The organism is uncultured Mesonia sp. (assembly GCA_947499595.1).
Taxonomy (GTDB): Bacteria; Bacteroidota; Bacteroidia; order Flavobacteriales; family Flavobacteriaceae; genus Mesonia; species Mesonia sediminis.
This window is the reverse complement of sequence record CANMOY010000003.1, coordinates 242694-268932: the sequence shown is the minus strand read 5'-3', so window position 1 is coordinate 268932 and position 26239 is coordinate 242694. Positions and strand designations below refer to the sequence as shown.

The 26239-nt window shown below is 38.7% G+C and carries 20 protein-coding genes; all 20 read right to left on the bottom strand.

Annotated elements, in window-relative coordinates; all coding sequences use genetic code 11:
* Nucleotides 1–608: 608 nt before the first annotated feature.
* On the bottom strand, nt 609–1991 hold the full coding sequence (locus ACH2AZ_RS05375) for an exopolysaccharide biosynthesis polyprenyl glycosylphosphotransferase (protein ID WP_394906985.1): 1383 nt from the start codon (nt 1989–1991) through the stop codon (nt 609–611).
* Nucleotides 1992–2024: 33 nt separating this feature from the next.
* Entirely contained in the window at nt 2025–3050 is a 1026-nt protein-coding gene (locus ACH2AZ_RS05370; RefSeq protein ID WP_394906984.1) for a glycosyltransferase family 4 protein, read from the bottom strand.
* Entirely contained in the window at nt 2992–4380 is a 1389-nt protein-coding gene (locus ACH2AZ_RS05365; RefSeq protein ID WP_394906983.1) for an O-antigen ligase family protein, read from the bottom strand. Before ACH2AZ_RS05365 ends, ACH2AZ_RS05370 begins: the two co-directional genes overlap by 59 nt.
* On the bottom strand, nt 4377–5498 hold the full coding sequence (locus ACH2AZ_RS05360) for a glycosyltransferase (RefSeq protein ID WP_394906982.1): 1122 nt from the start codon (nt 5496–5498) through the stop codon (nt 4377–4379). The genes ACH2AZ_RS05365 and ACH2AZ_RS05360 overlap by 4 nt, the downstream gene beginning before the upstream one ends.
* Entirely contained in the window at nt 5495–6601 is a 1107-nt protein-coding gene (locus tag ACH2AZ_RS05355) for a glycosyltransferase family 4 protein (RefSeq protein ID WP_394906981.1), read from the bottom strand. Before ACH2AZ_RS05355 ends, ACH2AZ_RS05360 begins: the two co-directional genes overlap by 4 nt.
* Nucleotides 6602–7715: 1114 nt before the next feature.
* The gene (locus tag ACH2AZ_RS05350; RefSeq protein ID WP_394906980.1) at nt 7716–9047 is read right to left on the bottom strand and encodes a glycosyltransferase family 2 protein; all 1332 of its coding nucleotides are present in this window, start codon (nt 9045–9047) and stop codon (nt 7716–7718) included.
* Nucleotides 9047–10657, bottom strand: coding sequence for a hypothetical protein (locus ACH2AZ_RS05345; protein ID WP_394906979.1), 1611 nt, complete (start codon nt 10655–10657; stop codon nt 9047–9049). The genes ACH2AZ_RS05350 and ACH2AZ_RS05345 overlap by 1 nt, the downstream gene beginning before the upstream one ends.
* A 2-nt stretch (nt 10658–10659) precedes the next feature.
* A complete protein-coding gene (locus tag ACH2AZ_RS05340; RefSeq protein ID WP_394906978.1) occupies nt 10660–11721 on the bottom strand; it encodes a hypothetical protein in 1062 nt (353 codons plus the stop codon).
* On the bottom strand, nt 11718–12896 hold the full coding sequence (locus ACH2AZ_RS05335) for a glycosyltransferase family 4 protein (protein ID WP_394906977.1): 1179 nt from the start codon (nt 12894–12896) through the stop codon (nt 11718–11720). Before ACH2AZ_RS05335 ends, ACH2AZ_RS05340 begins: the two co-directional genes overlap by 4 nt.
* Nucleotides 12893–14020: a glycosyltransferase gene (locus ACH2AZ_RS05330; RefSeq protein ID WP_394906976.1), complete on the bottom strand. Its 1128-nt coding sequence runs from the start codon at nt 14018–14020 to the stop codon at nt 12893–12895. Before ACH2AZ_RS05330 ends, ACH2AZ_RS05335 begins: the two co-directional genes overlap by 4 nt.
* Nucleotides 14017–15843, bottom strand: coding sequence for an asparagine synthase (glutamine-hydrolyzing) (asnB, locus tag ACH2AZ_RS05325; protein ID WP_394906975.1), 1827 nt, complete (start codon nt 15841–15843; stop codon nt 14017–14019). The genes ACH2AZ_RS05330 and asnB overlap by 4 nt, the downstream gene beginning before the upstream one ends.
* 72 nt (nt 15844–15915) lie before the next feature.
* Nucleotides 15916–17079, bottom strand: a complete 1164-nt coding sequence (locus tag ACH2AZ_RS05320) for a glycosyltransferase family 61 protein (protein ID WP_394906974.1) — start codon at nt 17077–17079, stop codon at nt 15916–15918.
* 98 nt (nt 17080–17177) lie between these two features.
* Nucleotides 17178–18560, bottom strand: coding sequence for an asparagine synthetase B family protein (locus ACH2AZ_RS05315; protein WP_394906973.1), 1383 nt, complete (start codon nt 18558–18560; stop codon nt 17178–17180).
* A 54-nt stretch (nt 18561–18614) separates the two neighbouring features.
* Complete coding sequence (locus ACH2AZ_RS05310) at nt 18615–19778, bottom strand: glycosyltransferase family 4 protein (RefSeq protein ID WP_394906972.1); 1164 nt, start codon at nt 19776–19778, stop codon at nt 18615–18617.
* A 150-nt stretch (nt 19779–19928) separates the two neighbouring features.
* Nucleotides 19929–20945, bottom strand: coding sequence for a GDP-mannose 4,6-dehydratase (locus ACH2AZ_RS05305; RefSeq protein ID WP_394906971.1), 1017 nt, complete (start codon nt 20943–20945; stop codon nt 19929–19931).
* 2 nt (nt 20946–20947) lie between these two features.
* Nucleotides 20948–21814, bottom strand: coding sequence for a hypothetical protein (locus ACH2AZ_RS05300; RefSeq protein WP_394906970.1), 867 nt, complete (start codon nt 21812–21814; stop codon nt 20948–20950).
* Between the two features lie 16 nt (nt 21815–21830).
* Nucleotides 21831–22736: a glycosyltransferase family 2 protein gene (locus ACH2AZ_RS05295; RefSeq protein WP_394906969.1), complete on the bottom strand. Its 906-nt coding sequence runs from the start codon at nt 22734–22736 to the stop codon at nt 21831–21833.
* A complete protein-coding gene (locus tag ACH2AZ_RS05290; RefSeq protein ID WP_394906968.1) occupies nt 22726–23691 on the bottom strand; it encodes a glycosyltransferase family 2 protein in 966 nt (321 codons plus the stop codon). The genes ACH2AZ_RS05295 and ACH2AZ_RS05290 overlap by 11 nt, the downstream gene beginning before the upstream one ends.
* A gap of 247 nt (nt 23692–23938) precedes the next feature.
* Nucleotides 23939–24805, bottom strand: coding sequence for a hypothetical protein (locus ACH2AZ_RS05285; protein WP_394906967.1), 867 nt, complete (start codon nt 24803–24805; stop codon nt 23939–23941).
* Nucleotides 24806–26236, bottom strand: coding sequence for an MBOAT family O-acyltransferase (locus ACH2AZ_RS05280; RefSeq protein ID WP_394906966.1), 1431 nt, complete (start codon nt 26234–26236; stop codon nt 24806–24808).
* Nucleotides 26237–26239: the final 3 nt, after the last annotated feature.

Genomic DNA, 26239 nt, shown 5'->3' with positions numbered 1-26239 from the left:
TGCTGAAAACCACTTGTATTTTGCTAAATTGGCTCCAAGGCTTTCCCGAATGCTCGGGACTCCCAAAGGGTCGCGACAAGTAGATAGAAGTATAATATCTAATTTTATATCCTCAAGCCTATTACACTAAAACATTTAAACGCAAAACACAAGTTATACTGAAGAAAAAGATTGCAAAGCCCTGCTTTGAATCGCTTTTTTATTTAGGCTGCTGGATATTGTTATTTCTATATTCACGTGAATAAAAAAAGCACTGCCAATTTTAGGCCCTATTTTCGATAGGCCGATTTAAGAAGTGGTTGTATTTCTTTGTAGAAAACCACGTCTTGTCAGTTCGAGTTTCGGATTTTTGGACGATAGAACAAAAATGCGAAGTATCGAGAACAAGTCGAAAAGTACTGCACATGTTTATAGTTGCAATTAAACTCACTTTTCGATACAACCCAGCGAGTCCAACTACGGCATTAAAAATGCCTGTTGGCTAAGCTGGCCCACTCGAAGTGACACCGAATATTCGAGACTCCCATAAGGTCGCACTAATTCCGTTTAATACCTGCCTTGTCAGTTCAGTTTTAGGATTGTGGATAGTAAAACCAAAAAATAAACTACTATTGCCCGCGGAAAAAGATAATGGTACTTAGGGTTTTTAGAAAAATACGGAAATCTAAATACAAACCTCGGTGCTTGATATAATACAAATCGTATTGAAGCTTTTCTAAGCTGTCGGTTTCATTTTCGGCGTACTTAGCATTTACTTGAGCCCAGCCGGTTAAGCCAGGTTTAATCACATGGCGAACTTCGTAAAAGGGAATGCTTTCTTTTAATTCGGCTACAAACTCGGGGCGTTCGGGACGCGGACCTATAACGCTCATATCGCCCAATAAAACATTGATGAATTGAGGGATTTCATCCAATCGGGTGCGTCGCAAAAATTTACCAAAGGGTGTAATACGGCTGTCGTTTTTCTTGGCATATTGTGCGCCATTTTGCTCGGCATGCTCCACCATACTGCGCAACTTATAAATCGAAAAGCACTTACCGTGACGCCCCACTCGTATTTGCCTATAAAACAAAGGTCCACGATTGGCGATGCTATTCAACAAAACCACAATAGGCAAGATTAAAATCAGAAAAAACAAACCAAGCAAAGAAACTAAAACATCAAAAACCCGAGTAAAAAACAAGTACAGTTTATTCTGACCGCTTCGGCTAAACGGAAAATAAGAATAAAAATCTCGGGTAACATCTTTTACCGGTAAACGTTGGGTGAGTTCCTCGTAAACCTGTGCGTATTTTTTAATGTTATAACCCCGCTTCAGCAAACCGATTAAAGCCTCGTGCAATTCGGCATCTAAACCTTGAGCCGAAGGCGTATATACAATAATTTCGTTGATCAATTGTTCTTCTAGAAACGCATCCAAGTCTTCGATTTTTAATTGCGGTAGTTCACTTTTTTGAGGGGCATTACAGGTTTGTATATACCCGCATACCACATAATACGGATCGGCAGCGCTAAGTTTGTGCTCCAATTGTTCTATATCAAACGAATCGCCAACTATAAGCGTGTTTTTATAAAAACGCGGCGAACTGATAAAAGTGATATACGACCAGCGCCAAAGGCTCAGCGAACCCAAAATACCCACAAAAAAGTAAAGAATCTGAATGCGGTTCTCGGGTAACGAAGGAGTATAAAAAGGCGTAAATAAATAAAACAAAACCGTTAATAAACTGGTGAGTACACAGTTTTTAAACACCCGATTAAACTCGGTGGTTTTAGGCAACTGGTAAAGCTCAAAAATGGTAGCAAACAGTAACAGGTAAAACACCAAAACCAACGTCCACGCCCATTTATCGGGGGTAATGCTAAAATAAGAAAAATCAAACAAGCTACTCAGCACATACAAGCCCAGTACACACACCAGCACATCCATCACCCGCAATAAAACTTTGCGTTCAGAGACTTCAAAATGCAACCGGTTTGAACTTTTCATATGGGGGCGCTTAGGCGAACAAAGATATTATTTTTAAACATTTAAGAGGAGCTCCTCCCATTTATTTTTGATGACGCTCCAGTCAAGTCGCTCTGCTTTGGCGCGAGCAGCGAGGCAGCGCGCACGCGTAGCCTCGGGTTCATTTATGCTACGGCAAATGGCTTGATAAAAGGCTTTTAGGTTTTGACTGGGCACCAACAAAGCATGCCGCTCGTGTTCTACCAGCGCGGGAATACCGCCTACATCGGTTGAGACTACGGCAAGGCCTAAAGCAATTGCTTCCATCACGCTCATAGGCGTATTATCAATACGGGTGGTGTTGATAAAAAATGAATAGTCTTTAGCCAGTTGATGCCAAGCGGCTTTGCTCAATTTTCCTGTAAACCGCACCGGTAAATTATGCCGCTCAGCATAGGCTTTGCAAGCCGGATAAGCCAGATCATCCCAAGGCCCTACCATACACAACTCAGCTTGAGGGTAGTCTTGGTATAAGGCTTCCAACACTTTTACCGCCAAAAGCGGATCGTAGATTTCGGCAAAAGAACGCACCCAAAGCAGTTTAGGTACAAAGTTGTTGCGTGATTTAAAAGTATAATCCTCAATACTAAAACCGTTGGGGATCACTTGGGTGGAATAATTATACAGGGCAAAACGCTGCGCCAAAAAATCAGAAAGCGCCACATTTGCGCTAGCCTTTCCGAATAAAGTCCGACACCAAAAACTACTATTTTGCAATCTATTTTCCAATAAACCTCCTCGCAGAATACATATATATTTCAATCTCAATAGCCTACAGTTCAAGGCGATACTCACGGCAAACCAAAAATTAAGACTCGAGTAGGTATCGATAAGCACTAGCGGTCGCTGCCGAAAACTCTTCCACAACAAAAGGTGCATATGCAAAAAACGAAGCGCTTTGTTTTTTTGAGCACTTCCTCGGGTAAGCCTATAGCCCCATGCTTGAAGTTGGTCGCCTAGAAAATCTACCCCTGTGGGATTTTTACCATGTTTTTGCAAGCGATTGCCAAGGTACAGGAGAGCCGGTTTTCTTTTTTCCATAGGTCAAATGTAGTAAAGCCAGCCCATATATAAAACCCGGAAGCGCAATTCGCATCGAACTATGCGCCATGGTTAAAAAGGCAAAAATAAGAAACGGATAAAAATATAGATTCCGTTGACCTTGTAATTTACGGATTAAGGGTGCTCCTAAAATAATGCATAAGGCGATAATACCAAAAAGACCATGTTCTGAAAGTAAGCGACTAATTTCATTATGTGTAGGCAGAGCAACCCCTAAATTCTCCAAAAAATAGAGTTTTGAAACGCCAAAACCTACCCCCAAGACTGGGTTTTCAGTAAAAGCCTCCAATTCAGTATAAAGCAAATCTACCCGCCCAGTAGTTATATCCTCTTTCTCTCTTCCTAAGGCATCTTCGTTGGCATAGCGATTTCCTAATAAACCACCCGTTTGTACTACGGCCACCGACCAAATAAGCAAGGTAGTCAAAAGGCTTAACAGCGTATTCCTTAAAATCTTACCTTTTAAATGCAAGCCCCCACGCCAAAACACTATACCTACAAATGCCAAAGCCATCAAAATCGCTACATACACCCCACCTCGCGAAAACGTCAGCAGAGCACGATGCGCCATAGCAATTAAAAAAAACTGCATAATATAATGCTCCCATTTATTTTTATAAGGTAATAGAAAGCGGGTAAAAAGTATAAAAACGCCAAGACCTAAAGCCGTAGCTACCTGATTAGGACCGAAACCTCCTGAAGTCGCCGCATTTGAGGCTGTACTGGTTACCACCTCTTGAATACTTGGATTGTATAAATAAAGATACACCGTCATGGCAATCAATGGGTATACCAAAGCATTTAAGATACGAAACATAGCCGATAACTTTATCTGCCGACCATAGCAGTAAAGTGCCGAGGCCATCAAACATAAAGGTCCGCTTAAATTGAATAGCACCGTTTTTCGAAAAAGAAATAAATCATTCGCAAAATAAGAATAGGTTCCTATCATGCCCGGCAATAGCAAAATAATATAAAACAAATAAGGAGTGGCTCGCCGCTTAAAGCCGGTATAAAACATCCCGAACAACAAAAACAGAATCACTGCATACTTCCCGGTTTCATAAAAAAACATGGCTTTGGTCATTCTAAAAAAAACTTCACCGCCCGCCATATAAGCACAGGCTAGTAGTACTTCTAACTCCTTATCTTTCTTAGTTAAAAAACGATAAATGAAATAAAAAATAAGACCAATAACATACACAGGCATCAAACCTCGAAAGAAATAGGCAAAAACCCCCAATCCTATATGAAAAAACAAGGCGTTTAAAGGATTTATTCCGCGTTTTATGCTCTTTCTAAGTTTCAATACCGCAAGATTTCTTTTTGAATACGTTTTCTATAATGCTCAAAGGTAAAATTTTCACTACTAAGATAGGCCTTTTCAGCCTTAGCCCTTAAAGTGTTGCTCGTTTCTTGATTTATAATTTCTTGAAGCACCTGATTCAAGCGCTCTGCAGTAGTGGGCTGCACCAAAAAACCGTTTACTTCATCAATATATTGACCAATACTAGAAACCCCGCTTACAATGGGTATACAACCATAATTCATAGCCTCGGCAATCACCTTAGGAAAGCCTTCTGAAGCTGTACTGGGCAATAATAAAAAATGTGCTTTTCTATAGCACTCAAATACGGCTTCTCGCTGTAAAAATCCGTGAAAACGAGCGGGTAGCTGCTGTGCTTGAGCTTGCTCTTCATACTGCTCACGCTTGACTCCGTTACCGATAAAATCAATTTGAACCACAGCGCTGGCGGGTAAGTCAGCAAAAGCATCCAAAATACGTTGTACGCCTTTCTCATCTTCGAGCCGACCTACAAAACAAAACCTAAAAGGAGCTGCATAACTTTTTTGAGCGATTATGGCTGCTCCTTCTTTTCGTTCGGCTTGGGTCAAGCAAGGATTTTCAAAAGTAAAACAATGCGCCGGCTGCTCGGGCCAGGCTCCGTTAATGGTTACCGGTCGGTTTTGCTTTTTTAACCAATACCGCTGCAAGGCATAGCCCAGCGGTGGTTGGTTTTGGTTCCAGTTCCCGGCATATTTGAACCAAACTTTTGGCGATTTTAAACCACTTAGATACGGAATCAAGTACACCCCCATGCCCGTAGGCGCTCGAAATTGAATCGCATCCACATCACCCACCAAACGACGCACTTTACCTAGGGTTTCGGGAATACCCATTAAAATACCCAGTTTATCGCTCCAGCTTTTTCCCCCTTTAGGGCTTAGCGGTATAAAATGAATGTGTTCAGAACTATAAGGCAGCGCACTAGGCGGCGGGTCTTCTGCATGCAAGTAAGCCAAATGATAAATCGCCTCAAAATCTTGAATCAGGTGATTGATTTCGGTAATCGTTGGCCCCCAACCCACAATCTGGCCACTTGTGGTTTTATAATGTTCGGTATGGGAAATAATCGCTAGTTTCATGCTTCCAATATTTTAAGGTACTGGGGTATGATCCTTTCCCAGCTAAAGTTTTGGGCCCAAGCTTGTGCACCCTGTGAAAACTGCGGATAAGCCGCCATAATTTTTTGTACTTGTTCCAACACCTCCTCCGGATTCTGGGCATCGACCAATAAGCCAGATTGCCCATGCGCAATCGCATCTTCTATACCGCAACCTCGAGATCCAATACCGGGTAGTCCCAAGGTATTGGCTTCAAGAATCGCAATGCCAAATCCTTCTACATCCCCATCCGCTGTGTTTTCACTCAGCATCATAAAGATATGCGCGGCTTGCAATTGTTTGATTTTATCGGTTTCGCTTACTCTTCCATGAAAATGCAAACAATCGGCTACGCCCAAACGCTCGCCCAAGGCTTGCAAGGCTTTTTTTTCGGTCGGTAGCCCCAGCATATGGTAACTTACTCCGGCAAAATGCTTTTCAAGCAAAGGCAAGGCTTTGATAATATTGTGTTGACCTTTACGCTGAGTTAGATTGCCCACCGTTATCAGTCGTAAAGGCATTGCGGGGGTTAGCCGAGAAGATTTGGACTTGATTTCAGGTAATGCAAAACCATTAGGAATCACATGAACATGTCTATTGCCGATACCTTTAACCAAACTACGGGTGTAATGCGATACAGCAATCCGCTCATCTAAGCGTTTGAGACTATAGCGAGTAAGCTGCCGTTGCCAAGCCTTTGGCAATTGCAATTCGCTACCATGCAATACGCCTATCTTTTTTCCTTTAAAGTTAAAACTCAATCCCGCGCCCAACCAAAGCGAAAACTTTCCCGAAAGCAGCAGCGCATCGGCATGGTTTATGGCTTGCTTGGCTTTGCGGAACCTATTCAGATAAGCCAAAGCCATCGGCTTTCGGCGTTTTATACGAATGATTTTAAAGTCCTGTTCTGCATCAAACAAGCGCTCTTCCTCTCCCTCAGCCGAACGCTGATCGCTGATAACTACCACTTGCTTGCCTGCCGCCGCAAAAGACCTCGCCAAATGCCATGCATGGTTGCCAATGCCTCCGGGTTGCGGAGGAAATTCAGAAGTCAACAGCAGTATGCGCTTAATCGCTTGGGGCATTTGTTTTGGGTTTTAGCGTACAAAGCTACGCCAATTCAAAAAAACACAAAACTTTTGAATTCCCTAGGCTTTTTCTAGATTTTTTAAATTTCCATCGGAGTGGGATGAAACGGGGTTAAAAAATATTCCTATTTATTCTTTTTAAGGAAATAATCTACCTTGTCCTACCGAGTTTCGAATTTTTGACGATAGGCAAACACCCGTGTATCGAAGTGCAGTCGAAAAGTAGCGAATACTTTTTTAGTTTTAATTGAACCACTTCTCGATACAACCCAGCAAGTCCAACTACGGCATTAAAAATGCCTGTTGGCTAAGCTGGCCCACTCGAAGTGACAGAGCGTTTAAAACCTACCTTGTCATGTCGAGTGCGTTTTTATGGTGAGAACCATAAGAACGTGTATCGAGACACGGTCGAAAAGTAACGAATACTTTTATAGTTTCCATTAAACCACTTCTCGATACAACCCAGCAAGTCCAACTACGGCATTAAAAATGCCTGTTGGCTAGGCTGGCCCACTCGAAGTGATCCCGAAGCGTCGGGACTCCCATAAGGTCGCACTAATTCGGTTTAGAACCTACCTTTTCAGAAAGTAACTATCATATAAAATACGTCTACTTAATTTAATCCTCTACTTTTTTCCATCGCCGAAAAAAGTAGCAAACCCCGAAATATCGGGACTACGAAAGTCTAGGCTGACGAAACTAGCGCTAAATTTTAGGAACTCACCCGATTTCCAATCGGGCTCAAACAGCCTAAAATTTTTAACGCTTACTGCACTGCCAATTTTACGCGCTATTTTCGATAGGCCGGTTTAAAATCGTATTTCTATTTATTCTTTTTAGTGAAATAACCTACCTTGTCATGCCGAGTGGGAGTTTTTGACGATAGGCAAAAACTCTTGTATCGAGGTAAAGTCGAAAAGTAGCGAATACTTTTTTAGTTCAATTGAACCACTTCTCGATACAACCCAGCAAGTCCAACTACGGCATCAAAAATGCCTGCTGGCTAGGCTGGCCCACTCGAAGTGACAGCGAAGCTTAGGGACTACTGCGTAGCGAAACAGCGAATACTCGGGACTCCCAAAAGCTCGCACTAAGTGCGTTGCAGTATAAACTAATCGTCTAAATGGGCAATACGGGCGCCTTGGCGGAGTTTCTTGCTGGAGAGCTGCCAAGAATAACCGACTTGCAACATGACTAGTGGGAAAAGCAGTACGGAGACTAAAGCTCCTATGACCAGCATAGCTTTGTTCCGCTTAAAGCGATAGGGCATCACCGAAGGGGGAATGGATTTTAACAGTGCCCAACGGGCTGCGGCATCACCATGGTATTTCCTGAAAAAGTACAAAACACTGGGGACCGGTCGCGGTGCCAACCAGCTTTTGGGACGAAAACCATCCCAACTGCCCATCTCTCTTAAACCTCCTGAACCTACTTTTAAATGCAAACGCTTGGCATAAGGGTTAGATACATTTAAATAGCCCGCCAAATAAACGCGCATTCCAAATTCACCATCGCCCATCCGCTGTTTTTCAAATTGCCGATCGAATAACCCTATTCGTGTAAAGACTTCTTTTCTCAGCATAACATTTCCGGTGTCTAACTGACTGGAAACGGAAAAATAGGCATAATGAGCCGGTACTTCGGCTCCTACTTGAGAAATGGATACTCCCGAAGATACCTCCGCTTGAAAATAATCTAAAGCTTTCATATGTTCGCTGATCCAATTTGAAGCTACTCTGCTGTCGTCATCGTACATCAATATAAAAGAACCTCTGGCTCGTTTTATGGCGGTATTTCGGGCCAACCAAAGCGCTTTCTCATGTTGGTGCAAAACCTGTATGTTCAAATCCCAGCCTCGGTAAAACTCCTCTTGAAAAGGAGTGGATTGGTCCACTACCAACACTTCAAAATGCGTATAATCCTGTTGCTCTAAATCTCGCAGCACCTCCTTTAAATAGGAATAACGGTTTAAAGTAGGAATGATTATACTCACCAATGGCTGTTGTTTAACTAAAGCCGACTCATAAGTAGCATAATCTTCGTAAGTGAGAGCCTGATTGTGCAGGTAACTACGCGAAGCTTTTCGGCCTTTTTGGTAGGCGGCGATTTCCTTAAAAGGATTCCGTAAACCCAGCAAGCGAATCAATAAGATATATACCGACCATATCGGATGAAAATACTTATGCATAAAACGGTATTCATCCGCTAGGGGCAAAGTTTCAAAATCTGTATAAGTAGGTGCATCCCCAATATACCCGGCTTGTATCGCCTGCCATGATAAATCATAGGCTTGGGCCATAGTACTCTCGAAGTGAGTATCGGCATGCAGCTGCTGCTGTATTTTAGAAGCCAATGCCTCAACTTGGGGAAAAACAAAATCCCCTTGCTTGCGCCTCAAACGAAAATACTGGGTAGGTTGTAAATAGGTTAAAAATTGAAACATTATTTTTCAAGAAATAATAAAGCATTATTAATCGTTACTGCAGTACGTCTTACCCGTAGGGCATGCGTTTTATCTTTAAGTAAAACTCGCAAATCTTTTTTATAATACTTTCTGAAATTTTTAGATTGTTCCAGGCTCAGTCCCTTAAAATAGTCTGTTTTCGCATCTGTTTTCTTATCAGAATTTAACTGTACAAATCTATTAACCATTTTTTTAAAAAACTCATTATAAATCCTACTCCAATGATTTAACAAAAAAGGTTTTGACTCAAATGTTCTATAATCAGAATAATCTATAGGTAAGTCAGGGAAGAGCTTTTGATTAATTTTTCGCAATCGCTCTTTATTAAAATTACTATATGCCGATGATGCTATACCATACTCTGCAGCCTTTTTATCTCCTAATAAAAATATTGGATAAATATAAAAACTAGCATCTTGCAGATGAGCAATAGTCCAAGTAAGCCCTCGATTTAAATGGTAGAACCATAAAGCCCATTGCTTTCTTGTTTTAAAGTCTAAATACTCTTTTCCAAATACCAACTCAGCTTCTAAATAGTTTTGCATTTCTTGTTTGGTAAGATTTTTCTCAAAAACTGAAAAACCCTCGGAAGGAACACGTGGCAAAAGAGCATAACGAATTAAATCGTTATAGATGTTCTTTATACTTCCTGGTTTTTTCCAAGCCGTTGCAAATGAATTTTCATTCATAGGTAAAATAGATAAACCAGTATGTAAAAAATGGTTGTGTTTTACATTTTCAAACATTTTACTATAATTACCACCCTTGTAATAAATACGTGCATCAGTCATCAAGGTATAATGATAAGCTCCTTCTTTTTCTCCATTCTTTTTCTCAAGCAACAAATTTAAACTATGGCTAACTTCTTCAACGATTGTTGACTCCTTATCCAACAGGGTAACCAATTTGGGTCTTATTTTTGCTTTCAACAAAACCCCTAAAACAAAACGACTGTCTAAACCACCAGACATGGCCAACTGTTGTTTGCTTGTTTTGGGTACAATATCTATTAGCCTTGATACCATTTTATCGTCATCTCCTTTTTTGTAAATAAATTTATCTGTGACGAATAGTTCCCCGCTATTTAATTTCAATCCTCTCAAATACGGAATTTTTAAAATATTTTTGAAAATGGTTAAATTTCCAGGCATATAACCTATACCCGAAAATATTTGAATTAATTTATCATCTGGTAACCTCTTTAATAGCTTAGCCAGTAGTAAAGTAAAATCTGAAACGTTATCTTCGTCATAATAAATTGGCGTGATTTCATTTGGAATGATATTGACTTGATCTTTAAACACCTCAATCTTAGTGCTCTGTAAAAGGCTTGAGGTGTTCTCGGGTAGTTTTCCCTGAATTTCTACAGGGATCTCTGAATAATCCGTTTCAAAATCTTTCTTTCCGATTATGAAACCATTTTGATAAACAAATAATTGATCTTGAGGTCTAGCGGAAAACCAAAAAAGAAAGTAATTATTTAAACGGAAGGTAAAAATATCACCAAAATCAAAAGTACTATTCTTAAATTCTTGCTTATACGCCTTTAAAACAGCCAAAGCATCCTTATTTTTAGTAAGTATAAACATAATTAAAATTGCTTTTGGTATTCTTGTTTAAAAAAGCCCCCCATTCGCAATTGGTTTTCCCACAGCTGTCGGTTGCTATGTTGCAAAGCTACAAATTCTTCGGGGCGCAAAGCCTGGTGGAAAGCGATTAATTTTTCGGCTAGCTGAGCACGCTCGGCATAATCTACCCAAACCAGGTGCTTTTTCCAATCTATGCTATCATTCAAAGGCAAGAGACCATCGGTATGCACATAAATAGGTATGCGTCCCATCATCAAACATTCATAAAAGCGCACCGAGAAATTACCTGCCCCGCGTATGCAAAGTACGTAGGCATTATCGCGCATATTCCGATAAAAAGCTCGGGTGCTTTCTTCTTTTTCGGCGGTGGTTTTGGCTCCAGCCCTGTACTGCTCCCGTACAATAAAATCGCAGTTTACATCAGGATGCTGCTGTAAATTTGCCAACAATTCCGCACGTAAATGACTAGCCGAAAGCAGCGCCTGGGGTTCATCGGCTTTAAGTCCTAGGCGACTTAAGCTATTGCGTAAGCCTATTTTTATTAGCTCTTTAAAAGCTTGTTTTCGAGTAGGATTGGCTAGACCACAAAATCCCACTTGAGGCAAGGGAGTATGGTTTAAATATGCAGACTGAGATGAACCAAAATTCTCATCAAAACGGTCAGCAATGAACACAGGCATCCCTCGATGCCCTAAGCCTTGTTGACTGGCATAACCGCTCATACGAAATACCGTCAAATGCGGATACACCGGTACTTTTACCCCAAAATCTCCTGCATTCCAACTCCAAACCGGTAGATTCAATTTTTGGGCGGCCCGAAGCAGTTTTAGCGCCTGAGGCATGCGTTTGTATTTTTGGTAGTAATTCCAACTCATGGGTAAGATGACCAACTCGGCTTCTTCTATAAATTCCACAAAAGTACAATCCTTCGAATGCAACTGGTACAAAGCCATACGCTGGGTATCGGTAAAACTCGAGGCTTTGATAAATGCCTTTAAAAGCGGAAATAAAGCTCCACGTTCTTGCGGATCATAGTGTTCTTGTGGGTAATAGATACGCATCATAAAGCTTGGGTATAAAATTGTTGAAAGGCTTGTTGTTGCTGTTCCAAATTAAACTGACTTTGTACGCGTTGCTGCGCCTGTTGCTGTACCTGCTGGCGTTGGCTTTCGGGTAAGGCACAGACTTGCACGATTTGAGCCGCTAATTGCATAGTTTGAAAGCGAGGCACCACCCATCCGGTTTGCTCATGCCTTACATTTTCGGGCAGGCCTTCAGCATCAGAAACAATACAAAGTTTACCCAATGCTTGGGCTTCTAAAACCGCATTACAAAATCCTTCTTGAATGCTGTATTGCAAATATAGATCACAAGCCAACATGGCTTGTTTCACCTCTTCACGTGATTTTTTCCCTAAAAAAACAACCTGATCTTTAAGGCCCAATTCATAGGCATTAAAGGCCAAGCGTTCATATTCTTTGCCTTCACCTATAATAGTATAAGTAAAATCAACACCTTTGGCTTTTAAAATTTGTAACGCCCTTAAAGTATCGGCAAAGCCTTTTTTCCAGTGCAAACGCCCCACACTCAATAGTTTCAACTTCCCTTTTTGGCGTAATGGAAGGATACTATGATGTCTAAACATGTGTACATCAATGGCTGGGGTTATTTTTTGCACCTTGGTTTCGGGTTTTAATCCTCGTGCTATAGCCAATTGGTATAAATCATCGGATATCACATGCAGCTTATCCACTTTTTGCCAGAGTAAATCATAAGCCTGCGGATGTTTAAGCGGATATACCCCAATATCATAACCGCGCAAACTCACCGCCATTTTAGCTCCAATGGCTTCGGCTACCAGTTCTCGGTCTAATGCCATACTGGCAAAACCAAAATGCAGCCAATCGGCTTGACATCGCAACAAACGCGCATTCAGGTATATTTTTTCCAGTATGCGTTTTGGTTGGGTTTGCTGTTTGCGTTCCAATTGCCAGTACCGATAAAGCTTTGATGCATACGGCAATAAACCCAACAACACCCAAAGCAATGCTCCAAGTTGTAGCAACACATTTTGATAGCGTTTAGGATGCTTTATATGCTTGCATAAATCAAAAGATCGCTGGCTAGGCCCCGTCACTAAAATTAGTTCGTGCCCTTGGGCTTGTAATCCTTTTATTTTGGACCGAAAAAAAGTTTCGGAATAACCAGGCGGAGAAGATAAAACCAAGACGATTTTCATAGCGAGCAGATTTCAAGGTATAAATTTTGGTGTCTTTCAATTTCCTGCTCAATATTATGTTGTTCTTGCACATAACGAGCAAATTCTTGACCAAGACTATTTAAAGCCTGGCTCGATTGCGTCATAAGAGCCTCCAGTTTATTGGCTAAGTCTTTTGCATTTTCTGGTTGCACCAAATGCTGCGGAAAAGACTTTAATTGGTCGCGCACACCCGGTATATCGCTAGCCAACACAACCTTACCACTAGCCATGGCCTCCAATAAGGCTACGGGAGAGCCCTCTCTTCTTCCTTTATCTTTTGTGGGTAAAATAAAAATTTCAGCCTGTTTAAGAAATTTCCGTACATCCAATACTTTACCAGTAAATTTTACTCGGTCCTCGAGCGTTAGCGACTGCACCATATCCTTTAAAAACTTTCCATACTCATTAGAATCATCGCCTACTAAAAGCAAATGCCATTGCGGGTATTGATGGGCCAAGCTATTAAAGGCTTGCAGTAAATATTCGATACCCTTTACCGGGACAAAATTAGCCACACAAATTAAAAAACGTCGGTCAGTTGCTGGCTTATCCTGCATTGAATCTGACGGAGTAGCAGACTTTGGTGCATTAAAAAACTGAGTATTCACGCCTCTTGGTATCAATCTTGTCTTATGATTTTTAGCGTAAAACTGTTTTTTCATATCGGTATTTTGTATCGCGATACGATGAGCTAAAAACGAACGTAGGTGCCAAGCATTTTTTGAAGCGCCACCCCAATTCATATTCTTTTTGGTGAACACCCATTTTTTACCCGCTAAACGTGCTGCCATTGCCTCAGTATAATCGGCTGCATAATGAAAACTATGAATGACATCTGGGTTAATCGCTTTAAATTTTTGCGCCACGCGATACACATTTTTAAGCAATTGCAAATAAGGTCTTGCCGGAGATAAATAAGGATAAACGTGTACGTTTAAGCCCGAGGCTTGTACTTCTTTAAAAAATGCCCCGCGACTATGTAAACACATGATTTCCGCTTCGAATCGATTTTTATCTAAACCTTTAGCAATGTTCAATAAAGCTTTTCCACTGCCCGCGGTGTCAAAATTAGGTATGGTAAATAAAATTTTTATTTTTTTCATTTCATCAAGGTATATAGCGTAAAAAGCGGCCATTTGTAATCTGCTTTACCTTCTTTATGCGCTTGCAACATAGATTCAATATGCTCCTTATTTAAACCAAAATCATCGGCTTTATTGCTAAGCAGGGTATCGGCAAACTTTTCGTACAAAGCTTGTCTTAACCAGCCTGCAAGCGGAATGGAAAAGCCTTTTTTCTGGGTTTCTAATGGTACTTGAGGAATGCGTTGGTGCAATAGCTTTTTCAATAAATACTTCTGCTTTTGCCCTTTAAAATTGTATAAGGGGTCGATAGACAAGGCTAGTTCTATCAGTTCCTTATCGAGAAAAGGCACCCGCACTTCTAGACTGTTTTCCATGCTCGCCAAATCTACCTTACGCAGTGTTTTTTGCATCATTCCATAAAACTCAGCTTGTCGCATATAACCCAATAATTCTCTTTTATTCTTGGTGTTAGGGTAGCTAAATACATCAAAATCATCAGGTAGTGGTTTAGCTGCCAAATCAGGATTCAAGGCTTCTAAATCGCGTTGTCTAAATCGCTGATGCAAGCCTTGATGTGCTACCGCCTGACTAGAAGCTAGTAAAACCTCATTTACGTATTTTTTATTGAAGGTATAGCGATCTGTAGCATAAATCAGTTTTCTTAAATTAGCCGGATAATGCTGAAAACCGATATTTTTGGCTACACTATTAAAGCGTTCATAACCAAAAAACAATTCGTCGCCACCATCTCCGCTAAGGGCAACACTTACGTGTTTTTTTGCCAATTTAGACACTAAAAAGGTGGGGAGCAAACTAAAATCACCAATAGGTTCATGTACGGCTTGCATGGCTTCGTCCCAATAAGACAAAGATTCGGTTGCCGTCAAATGCCATAAATGTTGTTGTAATTCTAAACTATCGGCGAAAGCTTTTGAACGTGCCGATTCATCATGGGTTTTACTGTCTGAGCCAATGGTAAAAACTTTTGGCGATATAGCATTTCGCTTAAGGCTTGAACAAACTAAGGCCGAATCTACACCACCCGATAAAAATGCCCCTAGCGGTACGTCGCTTAGCGTTTGTTTAAGTACTGCTTTATTCAAGGCTGCATCAATTCGATCTATGGCTTCAACGGGATTCTCCTCTTTCGTTAAGGCTGATTTCTGCAACTCCCAGTAGCGGTTTTTAGTGCAAGTTCCTTTGGCATCAAATTTTACTATCTCTCCTGGGCGTACCTGGAAAGTATCTTCATAAAGACCAAAGGGGGCGGGAATAAAATGTTGTTGTAAATAAAGTTTTAGCACCGAAGGATTGACCGATTTACTGCTAAAATCGGGATGTTTACTTATTTGGTCAAATTGACTTGCCGCTACTAATTTTTTACCATCCCAGCCATAAAACAAGGGCTTTATTCCCGCAAAGTCACGAATCAAATAGGTACTTTTTTCTAAGGTATCGTACACACAAATAGCAAACATGCCATTTAAAGCCTTTATCGTTTCGGTGACCCCCCACTCTTCAAAACAAGCAGCTAAGGTTTCTGTGTCGCTATTCCCTCGAAACGCCTCGAATTTTAATTTTTTTCTTAAGTCTTGGTGGTTGTATATTTCACCGTTAAAAACAAACCTATACCGTTTGGCATAACTCAATACCGGTTGGTTGGCATTTTGGCTTAAATCTAAAATAGCTAACCGATTAAAACCGAATTGCATAGCCGCTTGTTCTCTCCAATAACCTTGGGAATCGGGTCCACGGCGCTGAGAAAGATCCAACAGCTTTAGAAACTGTTGTTGATCAATTAAATCACCTGCGTACACCAATTCGGTTAAAAACCCACACATATTATAAGTTTATTTTAAGCTTTGCAGCGAAAAAGAAGCTGCAAAAATCATTCTACCCGCTTTAAAAAATTATTAAGCACATATATCTGCCAATACCTTTTCCAATTTATCAATACTATAGCTTGTGTTTTGCAGTTTTTGTTTATAGAATTTCTTATTATCTTTATTTGGACTAACAATCGATTTCATTTTAAACTCGACAGGCAAAATATAAAAATAATCCAAATTTAATTGCTTTGATATAACAAAATAAGTCGTAACATTAACAAAATTTTGAAGCTCTAGCACTTTTGTGCCTTCCTTGCAAAATATCAAATTGGTAAACCCAGCACCATGTAAACCACAAATAATATCTGCTTCATTAAAAATTTTCGCTTGCTCTAGAATCGTGTAATCCTCTAAAAATATCGTTTTGAAAGAGTATTTGTTTAAACTCTGTAGAACTGCGTCAATATTTTTAATATCTCGGTTTAAATTCGTGCGCCTACCTATAAATATCCTCTTGAACTTTGAATTTTCATTACCAATTTTATTTAAAATATTACTTTTAAAAAAAGACGAAATTTGTGGCGTAATAATAGGTGCGTGTTTACTCCAACTTTCGATCTTAGTTTTATATAATATATCAACTTCAATGAACCGATCTTCAAGAAAAATAAACTTAAATGGCAATTTTAAATCAATCAATAATTCCTTAATTTTCACATCAATTTTTGGCCCTACAAGAATTTTAATATCCTCTGAAATTAAATTTATAAAATATAAATGGATTAAATTGTCAAACCAAATATGAAAATAAGCTTCATTAAAACTACCCAAAAAAATAAATTTTTCTCTTTTATTTTCCTTATTTAATTTAAAGACATTTTTAAACTTTGATAGATAGGTAAATGTACGTATATTATGATATTTTAAACTACTTTTTAATATCTCTATTTTTTTATTTAGGATGGCTCCAGTAAAAGTATCTAAGTAAACATCATGATAAATCAAATAATAACTATTTCTTTTCCATATATTCTTGTTTTTCTTCTTTATTAATTTTTGATTTCTTAAGTAATGAGTATTAAAATCGAATGAAATCTCATATTTTTCTAATTCAAATTGCTTCGGATTATCGTCTCTAAAATGTATTATATAGCTGCTACCTAAAACATTCAAAAACGGATAAAGAAAAATCTTTATTCTTCTTTTAATTGTCTTTGATAAATTTTGCTTAAATTTCGATTTGAACATAATTAAAGTACAATTAGTTTAATTTTCTAACTAAATTTTTAAAGATTTTTAATGATCGAACAACTTTACAATTACAAGCCTAGAATAAATTTATTTAATCATGATTTTAACTGCTGCCAAGCACTTAGCGTAAGCAGCATACTTAAGGGGTGACTATAAAACACTGCATCTTGTTTTTTAAAGCCTTTATATATTTTATCTATACTGGCTGCGCCTACCCAATCAACAAATGCTTCTCGCTTTAGATAAGTTTGCAACTGCTGCTCATTACTTGTACCTAAAAATTGAAGCTCCCAGTTGCGCTGCACATAAGATTGACCCAACCTAGCTTGAAGACTTCTTTTTAGTTTCTGCTGTACCCGATAAGCCAGATTATACGGCATTTTATTGTAAGGGTAAGTATATAAATTAAAGGGCTTTTGCGCTTGCCAGGTTATTTTTGCCAAGCCTGGATTACGTTGTTTGATATAGGCAATTTGTATGCGACGATCGGCGAGAAAAGACTCCGGTAATTCCATTATAAAACGGCACATACGTTCATCATAATACGGCAAATGAATGGGATGGGCTTGTTCAAAAATTTGCAAATTGATACTGGTCCATCTCGGCGCCCAATATAAACTCTTAAAAGCCCGAATACGAGCGCCTTGGTGTTCAATTTCTATTTTTGCTAGCAGTGCCGAGAGTCGGCTTTTTAAATAATCTTGAAAATCACCGGCTAATTCCCACTGCTTCCACAAAGCTTCGGCCAAAGCCAATCCGCCTTTTTTGATTATTTTTTTATAAAGAATTACGACATCATCCTTGCCTTCATCGGCTGCTGCAATACCACGATCAAACAACACATCGCCCCAATGCCCCAAAGAGAATTCACCTTGCATTTGCTTAAAAGCATCTAACACCGCCATTTGACGGGCGTGGGTAAATTCAGAGTAACCAGAATTAATTTTCACCAAATCTTCGATCACCGACCATAAATAGCCGGGCGGTATTAAAAATCCCTGAAAAGGAAATGTACAAACGCGGGCTATTTTTTCTGATAACTGATGTTCGGGGTAACCACGAGTAAAAGCATACGAATAAGAAGATACCTCGGCTCCAATATGTTTTAATCCGGCTGCTTGCGAACGGCTATCCAATCCGCCTGAGAGCGGAAGCAGTACTTTATGCCCTGCAGCTTGTTCTTTTAAAATTTGCTCGTACAAATCGGTGAATTCATCTACTGCGGTTTGAAAACGAATGTTACGCGGTTGGTATTGCCATTTAAAATGAGCTTCTTGATGCTTTATCGCCCCCTGCTCATCTAGGGTATAGGTTTGCCCGGGTTGCAAAACTTTCCGATTTTCATAAAAATCATCTTCGCCCAAAAAGAAGCCCGTAGCCGCATAAATGCAAAGCGCTTTTTTATTGAGTTTTGCGGCAGCATTGGGTACTTGAGCGAACTGCTGATGCAACGGAATGCAATCGGTTTTGATTTTCATAGTGTTTTTGGCTAAAGCACGAAGATACATTTTTTTAGACGCATACGTAGCTAATTAAAGTAATTGCCGGTATAAGGCAAGCATACCTTGAACCATCTGCTGTTCTTGGTGCTGCTTTTCTACTTTTTTGCGCGCGGCTTTAGCTATTTGGGCGTAAGTGCTTTTGTTTAGTTGTGTTACTTGCTCGATTTGATTGGCTAGCGCCAAAGCATCCCGACTGGGTACCAACCAACCGTTTTCTTCGTGACAAATCAGTTCCTGCATACCACCGCAGCGGGTAGAAATCACTGGCGTGCCTAAAGCCATGGCTTCTACGGCTACATTGGCTAAGCCTTCCTCAATACTGGGTAATAGCATAAAATCGGCTGCTTGCACAGCGCTTTTAACTTCCTCTATGGGTATACGCGGCAATAAACTTACCTGTTCTTCCAAGCCGAAAGCCTGACGTAGGTAAAGACATTCCTCGTCTCCGGCTGCTCCGATAATTTGATAGTGAAAAGACAAGCCGCGTTCTTTTAACAGCTTACAGGCACGTAATGCCAAAGCATAGTTTTTGATCCAATGACTACGGCCTACCGATATCAATTCCAAAGTCTCAGAGTTTATACGCTTTTCGCTGAATGTAAATTCGTTTATAGCCAAACCCGTGTACACCACCGCTTCTACCCCAGTATGCGGACGACCGATTTGAGCACCTACCTGCTGGATTGCTCGAGAGACCGAATGAATACCGTCGAGTTGCGGGTACCATTCTTGTAAATAGGCGAAGTTTTCTGGATTAACAAAGGGACGTACATTGATATGAAAACCACGCTGACTTAAAAGCAGTTTGAACTGGCGTTGCTCGCGATAAGGCTCTAGCCAAGGCAATAAAGAAGGCCATTGTACATGCAACACATCGGGTTGATCATTTTCTAATACAAAAGCTAGGTTTTGTTGCTGTAAGGCTTGGCGGTTGCCACGCAGAGAATGCTTTAGCGTTTGCTTAAAGCTAGCCCAGGTAAACTTTTGCCAAGCATAATACCAACTGGTTTGCAGCAAGCGTCTTTTTGACTGGTTGCTGCCCAAAGGCCGGTACTTCACCCCAGCAACCGGATGCGGATTTGCCTCATTAAAGCCCATCACGCTCACCTCTATACCGGCTTTTACTAAACCCGCTAATAAACGGCGAATAAAAGCCGTTGTCGCATAGGAACCGTCAAAAAGAATGATTTTCATAAAACTATCAAAATACACTTAATAATGCCAGTTAAACTTAAATCAGCACAATAATCGCTGAAAGCCATCTAATAAGTATTGGTTGTAAAACTATCGAATTTCTTATTTAAATAAATGGGTTTTATACATAAATTCAATTGATCTATCCGGTTAAACTTTGTAATAGGCTTTATACCAATCTACAAAGGCGGCTATACCCTCTTGGATACTGGTACTGGGCTGATAACCAAAATCCCGTTTCAAATCGGATACATCGGCCCAAGTTTGGTAAACATCCCCTGGTTGCATGGGCTGCATTTGTTTTTGGGCGGTTTTGCCTAAACTTTGTTCTAAGGCTTCGATAAAGTCGAGTAATTTTACGGGTTGTGCATTCCCTATATTATATACCCCGTAGCGTTTCCCATCGGGTAAATCATTCGCCAGAGTAGCCGAAACGCCCAATATAATGTCATCGATATAAGTGAAATCACGGGAAAGCTCGCCTTGATTAAACACTTGTATGGGTTGGTCTTTTGTAATGGCATCGGCAAATAAATAAATCGCCATATCGGGTCGACCCCAAGGCCCGTACACGGTAAAAAATCGTAATCCTATGCATTGAATACCAAACAAATGCGCATAGCTATGAGCCAGTAATTCATTTGCTTTTTTGGTCGCAGCATAAACACTGATCGGGTGATCTACATTTTGATTTTCTTTAAAAGGCACTTCGGTTGAATTGCCATACACGCTCGAACTACTGGCATAAACCAGTTTAGGCACCTCAAATTCGCGCATACACTGCAAGACATTTAAAAAACCGGTGATGTTGCTATCGGCATATACTTCCGGATTTTCGATACTGTACCGCACTCCGGCCTGGGCGGCTAAATTACAAACTGCATCAAACTGGTATTGCCTAAACAACTTGGGTAAGTTGGCACGATCTTCTAATTTTAATTGATAGAAATTTAAATGAGGTTGGCTAGCCGAAACCGCTTTACGGTTATAAAACTCCGCTTGATTTTTGGAAATCCCCAATTGTTTTAAACGCGCATATTTTAAATCTACATCATAGTAGGTATTCAAGTTATCAATTCCCACCACTTGGTGACCTTGTGCCAGTAAATGCTTAGCCAGATGAAAGCCGATGAAACCGGCTATACCGGTAATAAAGTAATTTTTCATCTCTAGAGTTTATTTTTTAAAATCTGCTTTATTCTTATCCAGAAAGGTTTTTTCTGCTTCAATATTTTTAATTCAAAATCATACAATATCTCGTTTTCTCTTGTTATTGTTTCAAAAATGATATCGGAATCGAAATCTAATTTTTGCCTCAAATTATATCGATTAATAACTTCCATTCCTCGATTTTTCATTTCCTTTATACAAGGATAAGTTTTTTCTGAAGTGAAGTATCCATCTAAAAAACCAATAATAGCTGCCTTGTAGGCATCATTTCTTTCACTTTTATCTAACCATAAATTGAGATATTTTCGCCAGCCCCTATGCTTAATGCCATGAAAATAACCCTTTCGATAAATATCCTCCAAATGTTGTTTATAATCGTGTATTGCAAAAATTTTTCTATCGATTATTATTTTGTATCCGAGTTCTTGCATTTTATTATACAAAAAAGATTCTGGCCGGATTTCTTTTTTATTCAAATCAAAAAATTCCATTGCTCTTGCTAAGTTTGAGGTCTTGTAAAGGTGCGGACCTCCTTGCTTAATAGAGCAACGAAAACTATCTAAAATATAACCTTGATACACATAAAAATTTTCCGTTTCCTTTTGGACAATTTGAAGCATTAAAGAAACAGCATTTGGTGCTAAAATTAAATCAGCATCCAAAGCAAGGGTATATTTTTTATTCTCTGATATTCCTCTTTCAAATGTTTTTAATAAAGCCCTGTAAAATGGTTTTTCATTAATAATAAAAATATTTTCAATTCTGACCTCCTTTTTAACTTGATTAAATAAATAATCCTTCGTCGCTTCATCCGTCGAACGAATAATAACCGTTACGTTATTTAATAAATTACATTTACTACTCAAAATATTTATAGGTTGGTTAAACTCTAAAAAAACGTTTTAACTTATAAGCTTTGAAATCCGTAAAATTCAAAATTGCCAAATAAAAACAAGACAAAAAAAACTTTAAATTATAAAAAGAAAATTCCTTTTTTAAAATTTTTACAATTTTCAACAAATGTTTGAAATTAAATCTTAATTTATAATCGTTAATTCTTCTAAAAAAATAAGCACTAATAAATTGGTAACTTGGCAAATCGTCAAAATCTAATAGTATTCTCAGTGCACAATATACATCATCTTTAGTGCGTGAAGTTCTTTGCATTGCGGTTCTATTGTTATATAGAATGGCGTTTCTTACGAATTTAATATTATTATTAAATTTTGATACATTTATATCATGAATATAGTCTTCATTATTTCTTAAAGGCAGCCAATATTCACACCTACTATATTCCGCTCGCCATAGGCAAGCACCAGTTGCCCAAAATCTTTTTTTATATTTAAATAGAGTCGGTAGGATTTTATTGGGCAGGTAATTATTTACTCTTTCATTTACAATTTCTCCATGCACAACAGCCTGCGTATTACCATAAACCATGGCTAACGCTTTATCTTTCTTTATTTCTTTTACGCAAGATTTTAAGAAATTCTCATCCCACCAATCATCAGAATCAAGATAAGCAATATAGTCTCCTTGAGCCATTGCTCGTCCTGCGCTTCGAGCAACACCAGGACCGGAATTTAAACTTAAACGTGTGTATCGCAAAGGAATGTTTCCTAAAATTTCTTCTACGATTTCTAAGTTTAATTGTTCCTCTGAACAATCATCGACTAGAATCACTTCAAAATTTTTATAAGTTTGATTTTTAACCGACTTTAGGGTTTTAAACAATAACTCAAATCGATTATAAAATGGTATAATTATAGATACCTTATGTGTCAAAATGATAAAATTTACTGGTATTTAATAAAGCGAATTTACCACGCTTTAAAACAATTAAAGCCACAAAATAAAAATAAATTAAACTTTTATGATAGGTAGAATTGAGTTTTTGCGTCATTTTTGACAACAAATGGAATCCAGTTGTATATTTCTTAAATTTAACACAACTCAAAATCTGGCCATATTGCTTACGTCTCAAAAAACGTTTGGAATCTGAGTTAATACTGGCACTTTTTATATTTATTATGTTTTCACAAACATTAAACATAGAAATGATTTTTGGGCCATTAAAGTAATCCTGACTTGAAATTTGCTTACTATGCCTTCGTAATAAAACTAACGGTTTATTTGTATAACAGAAATCAGAGTTAATTATTAATACCCTCACAAAAAATTCATACTCCTGGCCCCTTTTTAGTTTTTCATTAAAATGCAAATTGTTTTTTAAAATAAAATTAGTTTTAAATAATGGTGCTTGTGTCAGCCAAAATATTTTAGATTGTATATAATCATTTATTGGGTCTGCTGAATGAATAAACTCTTTTCTTAACCCTATGATTTTAAATTTATCTTCAAAAACTAGAGTTTGACACAAACACCAGTCTTTATCTTCCTTATGAATTAATGCAATTTGGATTTGTAATTTATCTTCCACCATCAAATCATCCGAATCAAACCATTGCATGTATTCCCCTTTACTCTTTTTAAAACCATAATTCCTTGCTCCGTTGCCTCCGGGCAAATGCTCAGCTGGTCGGTGGTAGTAGCGTATGCGCGAGTCTTTGGCGCAGTACTCGGCCATTAGTTCATCGGTAGCATCGGTACTACCATCGTCTACTACAATGCACTCCCAATTTGTATAGGTTTGCGCCAAGACCGAGTCTAAAGTTTCCCCAATCAAATGGGCACGGTTGTAGGTGGGAATAATGATAGAAACAAGAGGCTGTTCTGTCATAAAATAGACTTTTTATTTAAACTACAAGTATACGCATTTTTGTTGGTTTCTAAGGTTTCAGTTGAGATAAGCTAAGGCTTAGCTTTGGTTTGTTCAACGGCTAAACCGTATTGCTCATACAGCAGGTCTAGAAAGAACTGGCGTTCTTTTGCGAAGCTTTTATTTAAGGCTTGCGTGGTATAATCTAAACTTCGGGGGTAGTCTTGCTGGTTGTACCAGGTTCTAAACTCATAATCCCGGGGAACAACTAGTCAAAATAGGCTTGTATAAATATATCGGTGAACTTTTCTGCTCCTTTTCTATTTAAGTGGGTTGGGTCTGAAAAGTAGGCTTTTTGTGTGAATATTTGTGAAAAGTCTTGGTAATGCTGTACATGCTTTTCAATGACGGCAGTATTGATCTTTTGTTGTAAAAAAGGTGCAGTAAAAAAATAAACTTCAACTCCTTTACTTCTACACAGATCTTCAATTTCCTTGACGTGAATGTTCGGTTTATCCTTTAACTTGTAGTTACCAGGTTTAACCCGATTAATCGTTTTATTGATACTGGTAAATCCCAATTGGTTGGCAAACGAATTACTTTTCAAATAACTTAAAATCAGGTTTCTTGCGCCTAATTTAGTTTCATATTGTGTGTATCGATAAAAAGGTATATTTTTAAAATACCAAGCTTTATCCTCATACTTAATTATTTCTTGGTACACCTCATCTTCTTTAATAAAAGGCATCCAAGGTGTAATTGCTGTAGGGTCTAAATGCTCTATGTTATACTGGTTATCCAATTGAACAAATATCATTTTGGGTTGATATTTATCTAGAAATTTCTTAACCATTAATTTAATTTCAAATGGATTAGAACCCGAGTACCCTAAATTGATACCCTTTAGCCCCGTACTTTGGTTGATTGTTACTGGATTTAAATGGTAAATACACCTACTTGAACCAAATAGAGCATAGTCATAGGTTGCAGAAGAATTCATATCATGTAGCCAAGAAACCTTGTCACGAGCATAAACCGGATTTTTATAACTATAAGTATATATCCAATCTAATGCATATGAAAGCGCTATGAATGCAACAAAAGCCAAACCGATAATTTTTAAAAATTTCTTCATTTAAAATTGGAAATAAATAAATTCCTGCATATCCGAAAAACTTCCCCAAACAAGAATCATAAAAATAAGAAATAAAGCCTTAAAATATAAAAAACGTCCTGTTTTCAATGGATGTTCATAATGTCTATTGTACCATTCAATTAATAGTAACAAAGCGATTAGCGGTAAAATCTCAAATGAGAAGCGTTCAATTTCTAACCTATCAATGCCTAACCCCTGTGTAAACATTCCATTTAAAAATGTTACAGCCTGACTAACTGAATCAGCTCTAAAAAACACCCACGCAATAACCGTGAGCCCAAAAGTTAGTAAGATTTGACCTAATTCCTTGAGAAGAACAACTTTATTGTGTTGGCCTGCTATATCCATATTTTTACGGTTTCGCTTTGTCAATAGCAAGGGTAAGAAATACAAAGCATTCAAGGCGCCCCAAACTATAAAAGTCCAATTGGCGCCATGCCAAAAGCCACTGACTACAAATATAATAAAGGTGTTGCGTACTTGCATACCCGTGCTACCGCGGCTACCGCCCAAAGGTATATACAAGTAATCTCGGAACCAAGTGGATAACGAAATGTGCCAACGACGCCAGAACTCTGCTATATCTCTTGAAAAATACGGATAAGCAAAATTGCGCATCAAATCAAAACCAAAAAGTCTTGAAAGGCCAATGGCAATATCGGAGTAACCAGAAAAATCGCCATAAATTTGAAAAGCAAAATAGACACCACCCAATAACAAGGTAGTACCGCTGTATGTTTCATGGTTTTGAAAAATATCATTCACATACTGTGCTGCATTGTCGGCAATTACGATTTTTTTAAAAAGCCCCCAAATGATGAGCATAACACCATCTTTTGCTTTGTCAAAATCAAATTTTCTAGGTTTAAAAAATTGCGGCAACAGTTGAGTGGCTCGCTCAATGGGTCCTGCCACCAATTGAGGAAAAAAACTTACGAAGGCCGCAAACGCTATAAAATTACGGGTAGCCGGGAGCTTACGCCGGTAGATGTCTATGGTGTAACTCAGTGTCTGAAAAGTATAAAAACTTATGCCTACAGGCAGAATGATTTCCAAGCCCCGAAAGCTAACTTCGCTTCCAAAAAAACTAAAGGCTTGATTAAAATTATCGATAAAAAAGTTATAGTATTTAAAAAAGCCCAGTAGCCCTAAATTTACGCCTAAACTCAGGTATAAAAACAGCTTACGCCGCTGAGGATGCTCACTTTTCTCCAGTTGCAAGCCTACAAAAAAGTCGACCAGCGTACTGAACAGAATTAGAAATAAAAATCGCCAATCCCACCAGCCGTAAAACACATAACTGGCTAGGGCAATCAATACATTTTGCGCGCGTAAATGTTTTCGCAAAAGCCAGTATAAAGCGAATACGATGGGTAAAAATACCGCAAAATCTATCGAATTGAATAGCATAGC

Bases quoted from the DNA above. Each gene is read 5' to 3' on its own strand.
- ACH2AZ_RS05375 (WP_394906985.1), bottom strand. From the start codon at position 1,991: ATGAAAAGTTCAAACCGGTTGCATTTTGAAGTCTCTGAACGCAAAGTT.
- ACH2AZ_RS05370 (WP_394906984.1), bottom strand. From the start codon at position 3,050: ATGGAAAAAAGAAAACCGGCTCTCCTGTACCTTGGCAATCGCTTGCAA.
- ACH2AZ_RS05360 (WP_394906982.1), bottom strand. From the start codon at position 5,498: ATGAAACTAGCGATTATTTCCCATACCGAACATTATAAAACCACAAGT.
- ACH2AZ_RS05355 (WP_394906981.1), bottom strand. From the start codon at position 6,601: ATGCCCCAAGCGATTAAGCGCATACTGCTGTTGACTTCTGAATTTCCT.
- ACH2AZ_RS05350 (WP_394906980.1), bottom strand. From the start codon at position 9,047: ATGTTTCAATTTTTAACCTATTTACAACCTACCCAGTATTTTCGTTTG.
- ACH2AZ_RS05345 (WP_394906979.1), bottom strand. From the start codon at position 10,657: ATGTTTATACTTACTAAAAATAAGGATGCTTTGGCTGTTTTAAAGGCG.
- ACH2AZ_RS05340 (WP_394906978.1), bottom strand. From the start codon at position 11,721: ATGATGCGTATCTATTACCCACAAGAACACTATGATCCGCAAGAACGT.
- ACH2AZ_RS05335 (WP_394906977.1), bottom strand. From the start codon at position 12,896: ATGAAAATCGTCTTGGTTTTATCTTCTCCGCCTGGTTATTCCGAAACT.
- ACH2AZ_RS05330 (WP_394906976.1), bottom strand. From the start codon at position 14,020: ATGAAAAAAATAAAAATTTTATTTACCATACCTAATTTTGACACCGCG.
- asnB (WP_394906975.1), bottom strand. From the start codon at position 15,843: ATGTGTGGGTTTTTAACCGAATTGGTGTACGCAGGTGATTTAATTGAT.
- ACH2AZ_RS05320 (WP_394906974.1), bottom strand. From the start codon at position 17,079: ATGTTCAAATCGAAATTTAAGCAAAATTTATCAAAGACAATTAAAAGA.
- ACH2AZ_RS05315 (WP_394906973.1), bottom strand. From the start codon at position 18,560: ATGAAAATCAAAACCGATTGCATTCCGTTGCATCAGCAGTTCGCTCAA.
- ACH2AZ_RS05310 (WP_394906972.1), bottom strand. From the start codon at position 19,778: ATGAAAATCATTCTTTTTGACGGTTCCTATGCGACAACGGCTTTTATT.
- ACH2AZ_RS05305 (WP_394906971.1), bottom strand. From the start codon at position 20,945: ATGAAAAATTACTTTATTACCGGTATAGCCGGTTTCATCGGCTTTCAT.
- ACH2AZ_RS05290 (WP_394906968.1), bottom strand. From the start codon at position 23,691: ATGACAGAACAGCCTCTTGTTTCTATCATTATTCCCACCTACAACCGT.
- ACH2AZ_RS05285 (WP_394906967.1), bottom strand. From the start codon at position 24,805: ATGAAGAAATTTTTAAAAATTATCGGTTTGGCTTTTGTTGCATTCATA.
- ACH2AZ_RS05280 (WP_394906966.1), bottom strand. From the start codon at position 26,236: ATGCTATTCAATTCGATAGATTTTGCGGTATTTTTACCCATCGTATTC.